This is a genomic window from Caballeronia sordidicola, from assembly GCF_000729995.1.
GTDB lineage: Bacteria > Pseudomonadota > Gammaproteobacteria > Burkholderiales > Burkholderiaceae > Caballeronia > Caballeronia sordidicola_A.
Map to the genome: position 1 here is coordinate 94,661 of NZ_JNFG01000022.1, position 14,706 is coordinate 109,366.

General features: G+C 60.5%; 14 protein-coding genes. 3 read left to right on the forward strand and 11 right to left on the reverse strand.

Translation table 11 applies throughout. The features are described 5' to 3' along the window. Positions 1-170: 170 nt before the first annotated feature. Positions 171-1,274, reverse strand: coding sequence for a 4-hydroxyphenylpyruvate dioxygenase (hppD, locus tag FH08_RS0122380; protein ID WP_031360496.1), 1,104 nt, complete (start codon positions 1,272-1,274; stop codon positions 171-173). 157 nt (positions 1,275-1,431) lie between these two features. Between hppD and FH08_RS0122385 the strand changes: the two genes are divergently transcribed. Next, positions 1,432-1,935, forward strand: coding sequence for an Lrp/AsnC family transcriptional regulator (locus FH08_RS0122385; RefSeq protein ID WP_031360497.1), 504 nt, complete (start codon positions 1,432-1,434; stop codon positions 1,933-1,935). Between the two features lie 137 nt (positions 1,936-2,072). Here FH08_RS0122385 and FH08_RS0122390 read toward each other — a convergent pair whose 3' ends face one another. The 9 genes from FH08_RS0122390 to FH08_RS50535 form a co-directional block, all read right to left on the reverse strand. After that, positions 2,073-2,738: a GNAT family N-acetyltransferase gene (locus tag FH08_RS0122390; RefSeq protein WP_051888446.1), complete on the reverse strand. Its 666-nt coding sequence runs from the start codon at positions 2,736-2,738 to the stop codon at positions 2,073-2,075. A gap of 222 nt (positions 2,739-2,960) precedes the next feature. Continuing rightward, on the reverse strand, positions 2,961-3,566 hold the full coding sequence (locus FH08_RS0122395; RefSeq protein ID WP_031360499.1) for a TetR/AcrR family transcriptional regulator: 606 nt from the start codon (positions 3,564-3,566) through the stop codon (positions 2,961-2,963). 65 nt (positions 3,567-3,631) lie between these two features. After that, positions 3,632-4,447, reverse strand: coding sequence for a DUF1835 domain-containing protein (locus FH08_RS0122400; protein WP_031360500.1), 816 nt, complete (start codon positions 4,445-4,447; stop codon positions 3,632-3,634). Positions 4,448-4,591: 144 nt separating this feature from the next. Beyond that, a complete protein-coding gene (gene paaE / locus FH08_RS0122405) occupies positions 4,592-5,680 on the reverse strand; it encodes a 1,2-phenylacetyl-CoA epoxidase subunit PaaE (RefSeq protein WP_031360501.1) in 1,089 nt (362 codons plus the stop codon). 8 nt (positions 5,681-5,688) lie between these two features. Continuing rightward, positions 5,689-6,219 (reverse strand): 1,2-phenylacetyl-CoA epoxidase subunit PaaD, encoded by a 531-nt coding sequence (gene paaD / locus FH08_RS0122410; protein WP_152602890.1) that lies wholly within the window; start codon positions 6,217-6,219, stop codon positions 5,689-5,691. 5 nt (positions 6,220-6,224) lie between these two features. Beyond that, a complete protein-coding gene (gene paaC, locus FH08_RS0122415) occupies positions 6,225-7,025 on the reverse strand; it encodes a 1,2-phenylacetyl-CoA epoxidase subunit PaaC (RefSeq protein ID WP_031360503.1) in 801 nt (266 codons plus the stop codon). A 14-nt stretch (positions 7,026-7,039) separates the two neighbouring features. Beyond that, a complete protein-coding gene (gene paaB, locus FH08_RS0122420; protein WP_031360504.1) occupies positions 7,040-7,324 on the reverse strand; it encodes a 1,2-phenylacetyl-CoA epoxidase subunit PaaB in 285 nt (94 codons plus the stop codon). Between the two features lie 17 nt (positions 7,325-7,341). Then, complete coding sequence (gene paaA / locus FH08_RS0122425) at positions 7,342-8,340, reverse strand: 1,2-phenylacetyl-CoA epoxidase subunit PaaA (protein WP_031360505.1); 999 nt, start codon at positions 8,338-8,340, stop codon at positions 7,342-7,344. Between the two features lie 117 nt (positions 8,341-8,457). Further along, the gene (locus FH08_RS50535; RefSeq protein WP_075583361.1) at positions 8,458-9,867 is read right to left on the reverse strand and encodes a dipeptidase; all 1,410 of its coding nucleotides are present in this window, start codon (positions 9,865-9,867) and stop codon (positions 8,458-8,460) included. Positions 9,868-10,016: 149 nt separating this feature from the next. Here FH08_RS50535 and FH08_RS0122435 point away from each other — a divergent pair, with 149 nt between their 5' ends. Further along, positions 10,017-11,288 (forward strand): TIGR03862 family flavoprotein, encoded by a 1,272-nt coding sequence (locus FH08_RS0122435; protein ID WP_031360507.1) that lies wholly within the window; start codon positions 10,017-10,019, stop codon positions 11,286-11,288. Positions 11,289-11,320: 32 nt separating this feature from the next. Here the strand turns inward: FH08_RS0122435 and FH08_RS0122440 are convergent, their stop codons facing one another. Continuing rightward, positions 11,321-12,523 carry a methyltransferase gene (locus FH08_RS0122440; RefSeq protein WP_031360508.1) on the reverse strand — a complete coding sequence of 401 codons (1,203 nt, stop codon included), beginning with the start codon at positions 12,521-12,523 and terminating at the stop codon, positions 11,321-11,323. 561 nt (positions 12,524-13,084) lie between these two features. Here FH08_RS0122440 and FH08_RS0122445 point away from each other — a divergent pair. Then, positions 13,085-14,362, forward strand: a complete 1,278-nt coding sequence (locus FH08_RS0122445) for an SGNH/GDSL hydrolase family protein (protein ID WP_031360509.1) — start codon at positions 13,085-13,087, stop codon at positions 14,360-14,362. Positions 14,363-14,706 lie beyond the last annotated feature (344 nt).

Genomic DNA, 14,706 nt, shown 5'->3' on the forward strand with positions numbered 1-14,706 from the left:
AGTAAGCAGGCGGCGGAAAATAAGGACGACGCGGACGCTTGAGGGGCTGGATGCGCGAGAGAAGCCGTTGAGTCCGTTCAGGCCGCGGCGTCGTTAATGCTCTCAAACGCAATAACAAAAAAATGCCGAGGATTTTTGGATCCCCGGCATTTCTATTCAAACCGCACGTTTTAGCTGGCGCTCGTGTCCTTCACTACGCCACGCCGTATCTGATCGAGCTCAATCGATTCGAACAGCGCCTTGAAGTTGCCTTCGCCGAAACCCTGATTGCCCTTGCGCTGGATGATCTCGAAGAAGATCGGGCCAATCTGGTTTTCCGTAAATATCTGCAGCAGGATTTCGTCACGCACGCCATCGATCAGGATCTTGCGTTTGCGCAGTTCCGCCACCGATTCGCCGTGATTCGGCACGCGCCGGTCGACGAGCTCGTAATACGTGTCGATAGTGTCCAGTAGCGCGATTTTGGCGCTGCGCAAATTGTCGACGGTGCTGCAGATATCGTCGCTGCCCAGCGCAATGTGCTGGATGCCTTCGCCATGATAGGCGTCGAGATACTCCTGGATTTGCCCCGACGTATCCGAGCCTTCCTCGTTGATCGGGATGCGGATCTTGCCGCACGGCGAGCTCATCGCTTTCGACTTGACCGAGGTCACCTTGCCTTCAATATCGAAGTAACGCGCCTCGCGAAAATTGAACAAGCGCTCGTAGAACTCGGCCCATTCGATCATCCGTCCGCGATGCACGTTGTGCGTCAAATGGTCGATGTACGTCAGTCCGTGACCGACCGGATTTTGCTCGGCGCCGGGAATGGGCTCGAAATCGACGTCATAGATGCTGATGTCGCCGATGCTGCCTTGCTCCGCGCCATTCTTGCCGCGCCAGCGGTCCACGAAGTAAATCAGCGAATCGCCGATTCCCTTGATCGCGGGAATATTAAGTTCCATCGGGCCGGTTTTATTGTCGAAGCCCCACGCGCCGAGATCGAGCGCGCGTTTGTAGGCCTTGCCTGCATCGGCGACCCGGAAGGCGATCGCGCAAATCGATGGACCGTGCAAACGCGCAAAGCGCTGTGCGAAAGAATCAGGCTCGGCGTTGACCAGGAAATTGATCTCCCCCTGCCTGTACAGCGTCACCTTCTTGTGACGATGACGGGCAATCGCGGTGAACCCCATTTGCTCGAACAATTTCCCGAGCGCCACGGGATCGGGCGCCGTGTATTCGATGAATTCAAAACCATCCGTGCCAACGGGATTGTCCCAAGTCGTCGCCTGCATGCTTTGTCTCCTGAACCGCGCAAATAGATCGGTGATTAGTCGGTGGTTATTGGGACAAAGTTTATCGACGGAAGGGAGGCAGATAGTTGCGAAGTAAATCGTCCGTGTCTACGATGGCGCACGTTCATGGCGGCATAATGAGCAAAGGAGACAGAAAATGGCTCAAATTGAACTCGACGCGATCGATCGGAAAATCCTCGCGATTCTTCAGGTGAACGGGCGGCTGTCGAACCAGGACATCGCCGATCAAGTGAACCTCTCACCAAGTCCATGCTTGCGGCGAATCCGGCGGCTGGAGGAAGAGGGCGTGATCCGCGGTTACGTCGCGCTGCTGGAACCGCGCCTCCTCGGGCTCGGGCTGCTCGCGTACGTCAATGTGCGGCTGGAAAAACGTGGCGGGACGCCGGTATCGGCGGGAATGAAAAATCCGCCAACGCATGCGGACCGGTTTCGCGAAGCCGTGCGCGCCTGGCCGGAAGTGGTGGCGTGCGACGCCATGACCGGTGACATGGACTATCTGTTGCGTGTCCAGGTGGAGGACATGGAACACTTTTCACGCTTCATGCAGGACACGTTGCTGCATCATCCGTCCGTAGTGGACGTGAAAAGCAGCTTCTCGCTAGAACGCTTCAAGGAAACGACGGCGCTGCCGATTCGTTAAACCGGTTCATTAAATTAGCGGGCCGCACGCTCAATCCAAAAGCTTCAGACGCAAAAAAGGCGGCTTTCGCCGCCTTTCGTGCTTTTGCGCATGCTTGCTGATTTGTGCCTGGGACCCCGGTACTGGAGGTCCTTACTTCAGGCCGCGTCTGCGGTAGGCATGAACGCCTGAAACATTTGCGATGCCCGGCGCGCTTGGCGCTTGACCGCGTAATCGAAGACCGCTGCCTGCTCTTGCAACATTTCCGTCAGGATGCTGCCCTGGTCGGCGGGTGTGAGCGACAAATATGCGTCGGCTTCGCCATACGCATACTCGATCTTCATTCCCGACTTCTTCGCAATGTGCATCATGGTCTTGTTTCGTGACAAGCAATGCATGTAGAGCGATGAAACGTGCGTATTGCGGCTGCGGATGGCGGCGCGCTCGAACAGGCGGCTACCCACGCCTTTGCCACGCGCGCTTTCCAGCACCGACACGCCGAACTCTGCCGTGCGCTTGTCGCCTTCGGCAGGCAGATAGGCCAGATGGCCGACGCCCACGAGGTTCAACTGCTCGTCGAAGACGCCAAAAACCGTATCGCGCGAAAAATCGATATTCGCGACGTAGTTCTCGATCACACGATCCGGCACGATCTGGCCAAAGCGCAGGAGGCGGTCGTCTTCGTCGAGGGCGAGAAAGTGGGTGAGCAAGCGTTCGCGATCGGTCGAAGACAATTCACGGACGAGAACGGGCGGACGACCGGCAGCCGTTTGAAAACGATCGGCAGCTGCGAAGATCGATGCGGTGTGGCGGTTGAAAGGCATGTTCACGATGGTGGCTCCTTGATTCGTCATACGACATGGTGCGTCGCAAAACGAATTTTAGCCGAACCACCGAGCGAGTACTAGGGAAAACCCGTAATTTACTGTGGAGGAGTACGTCTAAGCTTCAAGTATTACGAATAAAAATGGCTATAAAACAAAGACTTATACCGTATTGCGTGAATCGTACAGTCGTGCGATAACGAAATGTCGCATTGCAGCATTTCAACTGTCGCCGTTCATCCCGTGCTCGATCACGCTCACAACTTGCTCCGCGAATTCGCGATAACCCAGCTTCCCATCCGGCTTCAGCCAGGTGAATGTCCAGTTGATCATGCCGAACACCATCATCGTGAGCGCGGTCTGGTTTTCCTTCGTCGCCCGCTTCGGGTAAGCGCGCGCGAGTTGCCGGGCGAATGCCGCGACAATGCCGCGCTGGCGTTCGAGCACGATTTCACGCTGCGTGTCTTCGAGATATTTGACGTCGTTGAGCAACGCAACGTGCCGGCTATGCGACGTTTCATATTCGGTAAGGAACGCGCGAATCAGCTCGGCGAACGCCTCGCGCTCGGTCAAGCCGCGCCGCTGACTTGCTCCTTCCACTTCCGCGATGATCAGCATCAGGCGCTTCGTGTAGCGGTCGAGCAGGTCGAAGAGAATCGCTTCCTTGCTCGCGTAGTAGTGGTAAAGCCGCGCTTTGGAGGTGCCGCTGGCCGCAGCGAGGTCGGCCATCGATGTACTCGGGTAGCTGGTCTGCGCGAATTTCGCGGCAGCGAGTTCGAGGATCTGCTCGCGTTGGGTGTCGTGGTCAGGCGCTCTGGTACGGGCCATTGAGTCTCGAAGAAGTGCGGGTCGATCGGGGATTCTAGTCTGACGAATGCGGGGCGAATAGACGACTAGCGCGCGGCGCGGCGCAGCTGGGCGTCGGCTACCTTGCCGAGATCACCGCGAATCTGCAGTTTGCCCGCCGCCACCAGTTCGCGACAGCGCCAGAAAGCAATCGAATCGCTGACCAGAAAACCGAAGCTCGAGCCCATCACCTGACCGGCGAGCTTGCGCGCTTCCTGCCAGCCATCGCTGGCGATCTGGAGGATGGTTTCATCGACATCGGAATAGGTGCCGGCAGTGAACGTGTTGTCACGCCATCGACGGGTCTCGCTATTGATCTGCTTCACTTCCTGCCATTCCAGCGCGAGACGGCTGATGCGCAACACCGAAATGGGCGCGGCCGTCGGCAGCTTGTCGCCCAGTTCAGCCGCCGTGAACATGCCGACCGCCGTCACGCCGTCTTCACGGCCGCGGCGCTGCTGCACGCCGTCGCCAGCGGTGACGATGGGCAGGTCTTCATGGGAAAGCTTGGCTTCGTTCAGGCGCTGCGGTGTGTTGCGCAACGTGTAGGCCACTCGTCGCAACGTTAGCTGGTCACTGGCGCTCTGGCCGTGCCAGATCACGACCTGTCCGCTGTCTTGCGCGAGTTCGCGCAGAAGCGCGTCCTGTTCCTTGAGCTTCGATATGAAATCGAATTTCTGTTCGTTCAGCACCTGTTGCCAGAACAACGCCCGGGTTTCCGGATTGTCGTCGATGCCCCGCAACTGGCCGACCGCAAGGTCGTCCTTCAACGGGATGACGCGTTCCTCGCGGGCCGCTGTTTGCAAGGCTTCGCGCAGAATCTCGGCGGCGTGGTCGCCGTTGGTAACGTGGATGGTGCTCATCAGTGACGGTGACCGCAAACGTAAGTAGGCTGCCCTATGCGTGTAAAGGCGGCGAGTGCGGCGACAAGGCGCGGCACACCGCATTTGCAACGGGCGGCCCCTAGTGTAAGCGAATCGAATCAGCGCAATCCGCCAACCGGGCGTTCAACGTTCGTCATAGCTCACAACCACGCGATCCGAAATCGGATGGCACTGGCAGGTCAGCACGAAACCCGCGTCAATCTCATGTTGCTCGAGCGTGTAGTTCTTTTCCATGCGCACTTCGCCTTCCAGCACCTTCGCGCGGCACGTGCAGCACACGCCGCCTTTGCACGCATAGGGCAGCGCGAGTCCGGCTTTCAAGCCGACATCGAGCACGCTCACGCCCAGATACGGCAGGCGTAGCTTGCGCTTCTTTCCATCGATGATGAGTTCCAGATCCGCCGCCGGGGTGTCGTCCGTGATCTCGATTGCCGGCACGCCTGCTTGCGGCAACGGCGTGCCGAAGCGTTCCACGTGGACCTGCTTCGGCGGCACGCCTGCGATTTTCAGCGCGGCTTCGGCGGCGTCCATCATCGGGCCGGGGCCGCAAATAAAGGCTTCGTCGATTGCATCGGCGGGAACGAGCGTCTCCAGGAACGCCGCGCACTTCTCCTGGTTCAGCACGCCATTGAACAACTCGACATCCTGCAAATCGTCCGATAACACGTGGTACAGCGAGAACCGGCTCATGAAACGATTCTTCAGGTCTTCCAGTTCTTCGGCAAACATAATCGCGTCCACGCTGCGATTGCCGTAGATCAGCGTGAAACGGCTGGTCGGCTCCGTTTCCAGCGTCGTCTTGATGATCGCGAGCACCGGCGTGATGCCCGAACCGCCCGAGAACGCCGCGTAGTGCTTCACGTGATCGGCGTTCAGGTGCGTGAAAAAGCGGCCATCGGGCGTCATCACTTCAATTTCATGGCCGGGCTTCAACGTATCGAACGCGAAGTTCGAGAAGCGGCCACCCCGCACGCGCTTGATGCCGATACGCAATTCGCCGTCGCGGTCGTAATCGGTCACGCCGACGCAAATGGAATACGAGCGCCGCGTTTCCTCACCATCGATATGCGTCTTCAACGTGACGAACTGGCCTTGCGTGAAGCGGAACGCATCGCGCAGGGTTTCGGGGACATCGAAGGACACCGTGACAGCGTCGGCGGTTTCGGGACGGACGTCGCGGATGCGCAGCGAGTGGAATTGCGGAGTCGCCATGGTCGTTTTCAGTACGGTTTGAAGTAGTCGAACGGCTCGCGGCAATCCATGCAGCGATACAGCGCCTTGCACGCCGTCGAGCCGAATTGGGCGAGGCGTTCGGTATGGGATGAACCGCAGCGCGGGCAGGCGGGTTTATCGACGACACGCGGCACGAAGCGGATTGGCCGCTCTTGCGGCACGTGTTCGTTTGAGCCGCAATTGCCCATGGGCGGGGCGATGCCGTATTGCCTGAGCTTGTCGCGGGCCACGTCGGTCATCCAGTCGGTGGTCCACGCCGGCGCCAGCACGGTCTCAATACGATGCTTGGTAAAACCCGCTTCGTTCAAAGCCGTGCCAATGTCTTCCGCAATTTGATACATCGCCGGGCAGCCCGAATACGTGGGCGTGATGACGATTTCCAATGCGTCGTCGGCGGCGCGGCGGACATCGCGGAGAATACCCAGCTCGCGGATGGACACCACCGGGATTTCCGGATCGGGCACAGCGTCCAGCACTTCCCATACTCGATCGAGCGAAGCTTCGGCGGCGGTCATCATCGAGTTCACCACGTTGCGCCTGGATGCTGCCGCGCAAGGCTTTGCAATTCCGCGAGCAGGAAACCCATGTGCTCGGAATGCTCGCCGAACTTGCCGGTCGTCACGTGTTTGGCATCGGCGGGCTTTTGCAGCGTAGCTTGCGCAAGCGTCGCGTCCACGTCTTCACGCCACGCGGCTTCCAGATCAGCGTTAAGCGGACCGATACCCGCATCGGCGATGCTCGTTTCCACGTCATCGGTGCTGAAAAACTCCCGCGTGTAGGGCATCAGATAGTCCACCGCCGCTTGCGCACGACGATGCGATTCCTCGGTGCCATCGCCGAAACGCAGCAGCCAGTCGCTCGCGTGATTCAGGTGATAACGCGTTTCCTTGATCGACTTCGACGCGATTGCAGCAAGTTGCGCGTCGGTGGATTGCGTGAGCGCGGTCCACAGATGCGCCATCAGCGTCGAATAAAGGAAGTTGCGAACCACCGTCACCGCGTAGTCGCGATCCGAACGTGCCGTGCCCGATAACGGGCCGGCATGCGGCAACTCAGTCAGCGTGTAATTGCGGAAATCGCGTTCGTTGCGGAAATACGCGTAGTCGTCTTCGGTTTTCTTCGTGCCGTAAAGCTCGGCATCGAGCGTGGCCGCGTGCGAGTAGAGCAACCGTGCCTGGCCGATCAGATCGAGGCTGATATTGGCCAGCGCGATATCTTCCTCGAGCACCGGGCCGTGTCCGCACCACTCGCCATTGCGCTGACCGAGGATCAGGGCGTTATCGGCGAGGCGCAACACGTATGACAGATGTTGGGACGTCGTCATGGCTAGACCTTCGCTCACATGTGGTTGATTTCGTCGGGCAGCACGAAGAACGTCGGGTGACGATAGATCTTGTCGCCTGCCGGGTCGAAGAACTCGGCTTTATCGGCGGGATCGGAGGCGGTGATTGCCGCCGACGGCACAACCCAAATGCTCACGCCTTCCTGACGCCGCGTGTAGACATCGCGCGCCATGCGCAGCGCGCCCGGTGCATCCGGTGCGTGCAGGCTGCCGCAATGCTTGTGGTCAAGGCCCTGCTTGCTGCGCACGAACACTTCCCAGATCGGCCATTCGTTATTCATTTGTCGCTCCTTTACCTTTATGCAGCTTGCTTTTGCGCGCGCGCGGCTTGTTTGGCGGCGTAGGCGAGGGCGGCTTCACGAACCCAGAGGCCGTCGTCGTGGGCTTTGACTCGCGTGGCGAGGCGTTCCTTGTTGCACGGGCCGTCGCCGTTCACGACACGCCAGAATTCTTCCCAGTCGATTTCGCCGTAGTCGTGCGCCTGCCGTTCTTCGTTCCATTTCAGATCGGGATCGGGCAGTGTGACGCCGAGGATCTTGGCTTGCTCGACGGTGGCATCGACGAATTTCTGCCGCAGATCATCATTCGATATCCGCTTGATGCCCCATTTGAACGACTGGCCGCTATGGATGGAATCCTTGTCGCTCGGGCCGAACATCATCAACACCGGCCACCACCAGCGGTCCACTGCCTGCTGGACCATTTCCTTCTGGGCGTCGGTGCCTTTCATCATGGAGAGCAGTGCGTCGAAACCTTGCCGCTGATGGAACGACTCTTCCTTGCAGATGCGGATCATGGCGCGCGCGTAGGGGCCATACGTGCAGCGGCAGAGCGGAATCTGATTCATGATCGCCGCGCCGTCCACCAGCCAGCCGATCACGCCGACGTCTGCCCAAGTGGGCGTCGGGTAATTGAAGATGCTTGAATACTTGGCTTTTCCGGCATGCAGGGCATCGACGAGCTGATCGCGCGACACGCCCATGGTTTCCGCCGCGCTATATAGATAGAGGCCGTGGCCGCCTTCGTCCTGCACCTTCGCGAGCAGGATCGCCTTGCGCTTCAGGCTCGGCGCGCGCGAAATCCAGTTGCCTTCGGGCAACATGCCGACGATTTCCGAATGCGCGTGCTGCGAGATCTGGCGAACCAGCGTCTTGCGATACGCCTCGGGCATCCAGTCCTGGGGTTCGATCTTGCCGTCGGCGGCCATCACAGCGTCGAAACGGCTGAGTTCCGGCGATGTGGACGCCGGATCAATTGGCTGCACGTTGCCGGGGATATCGAGGGATTGCGTGTACATGACGATCGCTCGCTCTAGGAAGTCACTGTGGCGCAATTATAAGCCGACCGTCCGGTCGGTTAATAGTTATTTTTTGAGATGGCACTAAATCCCGTTTCCCCGTCCATCCTTCGCCGTCTACCCCACGCTCGCCTCAAACACCCGCCTGTAATTCTCCCCAAGAATCTTCCGGGTCTCTTCGTCCGAGAATCCTGCGGCTAAAAGCTGGTTCGCGAAGTCCGGCAACTGACCGTAGTGGGTGAAAACCGGCGGAGAAATAAAGCCCAGCATGTCCGTGCCCATGCCCACATGGTCGACGCCGACCAGATCGGCCATCCGCTTGACGCCTTCGGCCATCCCCTGCAAATCCCGGAATGTTCCCGAACTTGGCCAGATGCCGATAACACCGCCCGTATCGGCGACGGCCCGAGCATGGTCGGGGCTGATCAGCCGGCTTCGGCCGCCGGGATGGGCGGACAGCGCCGTATGAGACAAAACGAGTGGTTTCGATGACACCGATGCCGCCCGTTTAACCAGATCGAACGTGCCGTGCGCGACATCGACAACGATCCCGAGGTCGTTGCATCGCCGAACCACTTGCGCGCCGAAATCGGTCAAACCCCCATGTTGGGGTGGTGCGGTCTGGATATCGCCGAGTTCATTCACCCGGTAGTGCACCAATTGCAGATGACGCAACTGGTGCTGCGTGTACGCCTCATCAACGCGATCCAGTTGCCCCTCCAGAAAGTCCCCGCCTTCCGCAGCGATGATCACGCCCGGCCCGACGTTCTCTTTTAGTGACGCTCCGCTGGTGACAACATTTAATTGTTCGCGCTCGATCAACGCGTGCACCCGCGCAAATTCGGTTTGCCCAAGCGCGTACAGCTCGCCGGGCGCGGGCGCCCGGTACGCTTCGAAACGCTTGCGATTCGCCGATACCTGCGTGACCACGGTATCGGTGACGATCGCCAGCGTGACCACGTTCATCCCGCCGCTACGCATGGGCGCGGCAAGCGCGGCGAAAGGGCGGTTGGCGCCAATCGCCGGGTCGCGGGAAATGGTCACCCGGCCGGCGTGGCTGTGCATGTCCATCGTCAGCGTGTCGCTCGAGCGCCAGCTTTGAACCGTAGCCTGCGCATCCTGATTATCGGTATAGCCGGCGAAGCGGCCACGGGCGCAGGCGACCAAACCCAACGCAGCCGTCGATGCCAGGAACGCTCGCCGGCCGAATGGCCTTTTCTGGCTCGTCACGCAGGCATCGACGAGTTGATAACGCCAGCCCGCCGGATCATTGACCAGACGGCGCAGTCGTCCGCGAATGGTCACCGGGCCGTCCTGCACCTGAATCAACGAAGCGCCAATGACCTCGATGCTCGATCGCGGATCCGTTGGCACGCAGCCTGAACAACACGGGGCGTCGGCCGCCAGCAAAAAATAATCGACACAAGGTTCCAATTCGAGCGGAATGATCCAGCCGGATAGCTCGACTATCGCGTCATGCAGCGCGTCGGCCTGACCGGAACGGATGCTCGACCAATCGATTTGCATCGACATCTCCTTTACGAACTTCGTCGCCGGATTATGCAGTGGGAGGTAGAGCGCACTCAGTTAGTGTCCCCAGTGCAAGCCCGGGGCAGTTCGCAGTTCCCCGATGCCGAATGCGACAATGCGGCTTCGCTTTCAATCGTGTCTTTCGCATGCCGTCACCTTTGCCGTCCTCCTCTGAAACTCGTTGCGCGCGCGTTGCCGTTATCGGCGGCGGTCCTGCAGGCTTGATGGCTGCTCAGGCGCTGGCGGCGGGCGGTGTGGAAGTGGATCTCTATGACGCCATGCCGTCGGTTGGCCGCAAGTTCCTGATGGCCGGCAAGGGCGGGATGAATCTCACGCACTCCGAGCCCGCCGAATTATTCCTCTCGCGTTACGCGGAGCGCCGGCCACAGATTGAACCGCTGCTGCGCCGTTTCGATGCCACCGCTTTACGCGCATGGGTTCACGGATTGGGCGTCGAAACCTTTGTCGGCAGCTCGGGCCGCGTGTTTCCCACCGACATGAAGGCCGCGCCCATGCTGCGTGCTTGGTTGCATCAGCTACGCGGGTCGGGAGTACGGTTTCATATGCGGCATAAGTGGATTGGCTGGGGCGATGGCGCTCGGCGGGCTCTGCAGGTTTTGCGGTTCGCCACGCCGGACGGCGAGCGCTCGGTCGAAGCCGATGCTGTCGTCCTCGCGCTGGGCGGCGCGAGCTGGCCGCGACTCGGCTCGGACGCCGCGTGGATCCCTCATCTGGAAGCACGCGACGTGGGTGTATCGCCGTTCAAGCCGTCGAATTGTGGCTTCGATATCAACTGGAGCGAGCACTTCAGCAGCCGTTTCGCGGGCGAACCGCTGAAAGCGATTGCAATCGGCTTGCCGCTGGAGGGTGGTGATATCGAATGGCGCACGGGCGAATGTCTGCTGACGTCAACAGGTATTGAAGGCAGCCTGATCTACGCGATGTCGGCGCGTATCCGCGATCGGCTAGCTGCCGGTGACGGCACGTTTTTCCTCGATCTCTTGCCGGCATTGACGCCGCAGCGTGTTCATGACGAAGTGACGCATCCACGCGGCGCGCGTTCCATGTCGAGCCATTTGCAGAGTCGTCTGCATCTGACGGGCGCGAAGGCGGGTTTGCTGCGAGAGTTATCGAGCCGCGAAGATTTCGCCGATACCGCGCGCCTTGCTGAACATATCAAGGCATTGCCGCTGACTGTGTTGCGCCCAAGGCCGATCGCCGAAGCGATCAGCAGCGCGGGCGGCGTGACGTTCGAATCGCTTGATGCGCACTTGATGCTCGACGCGCTGCCCGGCGTTTTCTGCGCAGGAGAAATGCTGGATTGGGAAGCTCCGACGGGCGGTTATCTGCTCACCGCGTGTTTCGCGAGCGGTTTGGTCGCGGGTGAGGCGGCGCTGGCTTATCTACAGCCGGGATAAAACCCGCCTGGATGCCAGCGCCGGAACTGAACTCAAGCCGGCACAAGACGCCACAACGACGTGATTTCGGCAGAACGCGCGTGATAGAGCGGATCGGTTTTATCGGCGGCGCGGGGGTGGTGCGGACGAATATCCATCCGGCCGTCCGTCTTCAACCCGGCGCGGTCGACCCACTCCTGAAATTGCGCTCGTGTTCGCAGGCCGAGATGTTCCGCTATATCGGAAAGAAGCAGCCAGCCTTCGCCGCCGGGTGTCAGATGCGCGGCGAGGCCATCGAGAAATCCGCGCAGCATGCGGCTTTCCGGATCGTAGATCGCGTGTTCAATCGCCGAACTCGGCCGGGCCGGCAGCCATGGCGGATTGCAGACGATCAACGGCGCGCGGCCTTCCGGAAACAAATCGGCCTCGAGCACCTTCACTTGCTGCTCAAACCCCAATAATTCGATGTTTTCACGCGCGCAGGCCAGGGCCCGGGCATCGATTTCCGTCGCGATCACGCGCTTCACACCGCGCTGGGCCAGCAAGGCGGCAAGCACGCCCGTCCCGGTGCCGATATCGAAAGCCAGTTCCTTCGATGGCAACGGCTGGTCCGCCACCAGCTTGATGTACTCACCGCGCACCGGCGAAAACACGCCGTAGTAGGGATGAATCCGAGCGCCGAGCGCCTCGACATCCACGCCCTTTTTGCGCCACTCGTGCGCGCCGACGAGCCCTAGCACCTCACGCAGCGACACGACCGACTCTCCGGCCGGCGCCCCATAAGCCTCCTCACACGCTTCTTTGACATCGGGCGCACGACGCAGCGGAATGGCGTATTCGGCGTCCAGCGGCAAGAGCAGCATGCCGAGCGTGCGCGCCCGCTGTGACTGGGCGAGCCGATGTAAATTGAACGCCTCGGCCGGAGCGGGCGGCGCGGCCGGCGGTGCATCGGGGGCCGCGCTGCGTTCCTTCGCTTTGGCTTTGGCAGACTTTTTCGGCCGTGTTTCGATGCGTCGTGCCACCGCCTGCAGCAACTGGCGAGCGTTCTGGAAATCGCCGCGCCAGAGGATGGCCGTGCCCTCGCAAGCCAGCCGATAGGCGGAGTCGGCGGTCATCTGGTCATCGCCGATCACCACACGTTTGGGCGGCGCGATTCCGCTTTCCGAGTGCCAGAGCGCCGAATGATTCTCGCCTTTTTCCTCCCATTCAATGTGGGAAGGTGCGGCGCTGGTGCTGGGAGAAGTTTTGGAATGCATGCTGAATAAGTACCGGACAAAGTGAGAACCGCGAGGCGGAATGCCGACATTCTGAGGGCTTTTCACAAAATGGTCCGATTTTCGACGACAAAAGGCGTGCGGTGGATCCGCTTCAGTGTCGGGCGAAGGGATTTTCATTGCCCCGAAAAGCCGGCCAGTCGGCGGGGGGACACGGGCGTGTTCGGTAGCATTGACGATCCATCGCACATTTGCCGGTAGGCGGCCTCGCTCTACGCAGTGCCCGAGCCAGCCAGTTGCGGGCGAGCGCCAGTGTGTTCGGTAGCATCTCGGTGCATCGCACATTTGCCGGTGGGCGGGCTCACTCTACGCCGCGCCCGAAAGCCAGCCAGTTGCGGGTCCACGCGGGCATGTTTGGTGGCATTACAGCTCATTGCACCTCTCCGTGTGCACGGGCAACGTCTTGGCGCCGCGCCGGAAGCCATGCCACGAGCCCAGGTCGAGTGGCCCATAAGGAGCCGCGGATCCATCCAGTCAACTGTAAGCGCCTGGTTTGCCTCTTCAGGCACAATCGTTTTTTCCCTCAAGAACACCCGTCCATCGATGAACCTTCGCGTCCTTTCCGCCGTTGCCGCTACGACGCTGTTTGTTTCCCTGCTGCCATCCGCCAGCGCTCTCGCCGACGATGCGCCCGCCGAACGCTGGGTCAGCGCCTGGGGCACGGCGTTACAAGCAATCCCGCAACGGGCGGATTTGCCGGCGCTGTATCGCGCGCCTGAGATCGGCGGCCGGACGGTGCGGCAGATCGTGTATCCCGCCATCGACGGCCGGCACGTCCGGCTGCGCTTCAGCAATGTGTACGGCACTGCGCCGCTGGTGATCGAGGGCGCGCAAGTGGCGCGCGCTATATCCGGCAACGCGGCGGCGACTCGCGCAGGGACGAGCCGAGCCGTGACGTTTGGCGGCAAGCCGGGCGTGACCATCGCGCCGGGTGGCCAACTGGATAGCGACCCGATCGCCTTCGACGTCGCCGCCCACCAGCCGCTCGCCGTCAGCACCTACATGGAAGCAGGCCAAAAAATGGTCGCGTGGCATAGGGTGGCGAACCAGACGAATTACGTATCGACGCCAGGCAACCATTCTTCGGACACCGACGCCACCGCGTTTCGCACCCGCTTTACGCAGTTCGTGTGGCTGACGAGCGTTTCCGTCGATACCACACCGGCGCGCGCGCTGGTCGCAATCGGAGACTCGATCACCGATGGTATGCGCTCCACGCCGAACGCGAACCGGCGCTGGCCCGATGCTTTGGCGCGTCGGCTGACGCAAAAGGGTATCGACGGCACTGCCGTCGTGAACGCGGGAATCAGCGGTAATCGCTTGCTGAGTGGGTCGCCGTGCTACGGCGAAGCCCTCTTGACCCGGTTCGACCGCGACGCATTGCGCCAGCCTGGGGTGCGCACGGTGATCCTGCTGGTTGGCATCAACGACATCAATTTCCCCGCGATGCCCCCGCACGCGGGCCTGGATTGCGATGATCCCCATACGCCGGTAACCGCCGATTTGCTGTTGCGCGGATATCAGCGGCTGATTGCGCAGGCCCACCAGCGCGGGGTCCGCATCTACGGCGCGACCTTGACGCCGGCCTCGCTGCCGCCGGAGCGTGAAGCGATCAGGACAGCAGTAAACGACTCGATCCGTTCAAGTCGCGCATTCGATGGCGTGATCGACTTTGACCAGGCGCTCCGGGACCCAGCCCATCCAGACCGTCTCCAGCGACGTTATGACAGCGGCGACCATATCCATCCTAGCGACGCGGGTTATGCGGTCATGTCGGAAGCCGTTCCCATCGACGAAATGGGGCTGGGGAAGGGGCGTTAAGGGGCCGCTAGGGTATTCCCGAAAATAATTTCCGGATGCCCTTGCCTTAGTCCGTTCCATCGCCTATTATTCGTCTCCTCGTTTCGCAACGAGGGCCGCTAAAGAAACAAGCGGCCTCCAAAGTCGGTAAGTTTGAAAGCAAACGCTCACAAACTTGTTGACAAGGAGAAAAAGATTCTTCATAATCTCGTTTCTGTGCTGCACGAGCAGCGACGCGAAAGCGGCAGGGTTCTGAGGGTAGGGATGCTGCGGTGAATAGCGAATGTTCTTTAAAAACTAACAGCCGATAAGTGTGGGCGCTTGGTGCTTGGCTTTAAGCGTGGTGGTGTTTTCCGGGGTAACCC

Coding starts and splice junctions, on each gene's coding strand:
- paaE (WP_031360501.1), bottom strand. CDS start 5,680: ATGGCGACTCCGCAATTCCACTCGCTGCGCATCCGCGACGTCCGTCCC.
- FH08_RS0122440 (WP_031360508.1), bottom strand. CDS start 12,523: ATGCATTCCAAAACTTCTCCCAGCACCAGCGCCGCACCTTCCCACATT.
- paaA (WP_031360505.1), bottom strand. CDS start 8,340: ATGTACACGCAATCCCTCGATATCCCCGGCAACGTGCAGCCAATTGAT.
- FH08_RS0122385 (WP_031360497.1), top strand. CDS start 1,432: ATGGCTCAAATTGAACTCGACGCGATCGATCGGAAAATCCTCGCGATT.
- FH08_RS50535 (WP_075583361.1), bottom strand. CDS start 9,867: ATGCAAATCGATTGGTCGAGCATCCGTTCCGGTCAGGCCGACGCGCTG.
- FH08_RS0122435 (WP_031360507.1), top strand. CDS start 10,017: ATGCCGTCACCTTTGCCGTCCTCCTCTGAAACTCGTTGCGCGCGCGTT.
- FH08_RS0122395 (WP_031360499.1), bottom strand. CDS start 3,566: ATGGCCCGTACCAGAGCGCCTGACCACGACACCCAACGCGAGCAGATC.
- paaC (WP_031360503.1), bottom strand. CDS start 7,025: ATGACGACGTCCCAACATCTGTCATACGTGTTGCGCCTCGCCGATAAC.
- FH08_RS0122390 (WP_051888446.1), bottom strand. CDS start 2,738: ATGCCTTTCAACCGCCACACCGCATCGATCTTCGCAGCTGCCGATCGT.
- FH08_RS0122445 (WP_031360509.1), top strand. CDS start 13,085: ATGAACCTTCGCGTCCTTTCCGCCGTTGCCGCTACGACGCTGTTTGTT.
- FH08_RS0122400 (WP_031360500.1), bottom strand. CDS start 4,447: ATGAGCACCATCCACGTTACCAACGGCGACCACGCCGCCGAGATTCTG.
- hppD (WP_031360496.1), bottom strand. CDS start 1,274: ATGCAGGCGACGACTTGGGACAATCCCGTTGGCACGGATGGTTTTGAA.
- paaB (WP_031360504.1), bottom strand. CDS start 7,324: ATGAATAACGAATGGCCGATCTGGGAAGTGTTCGTGCGCAGCAAGCAG.
- paaD (WP_152602890.1), bottom strand. CDS start 6,219: ATGATGACCGCCGCCGAAGCTTCGCTCGATCGAGTATGGGAAGTGCTG.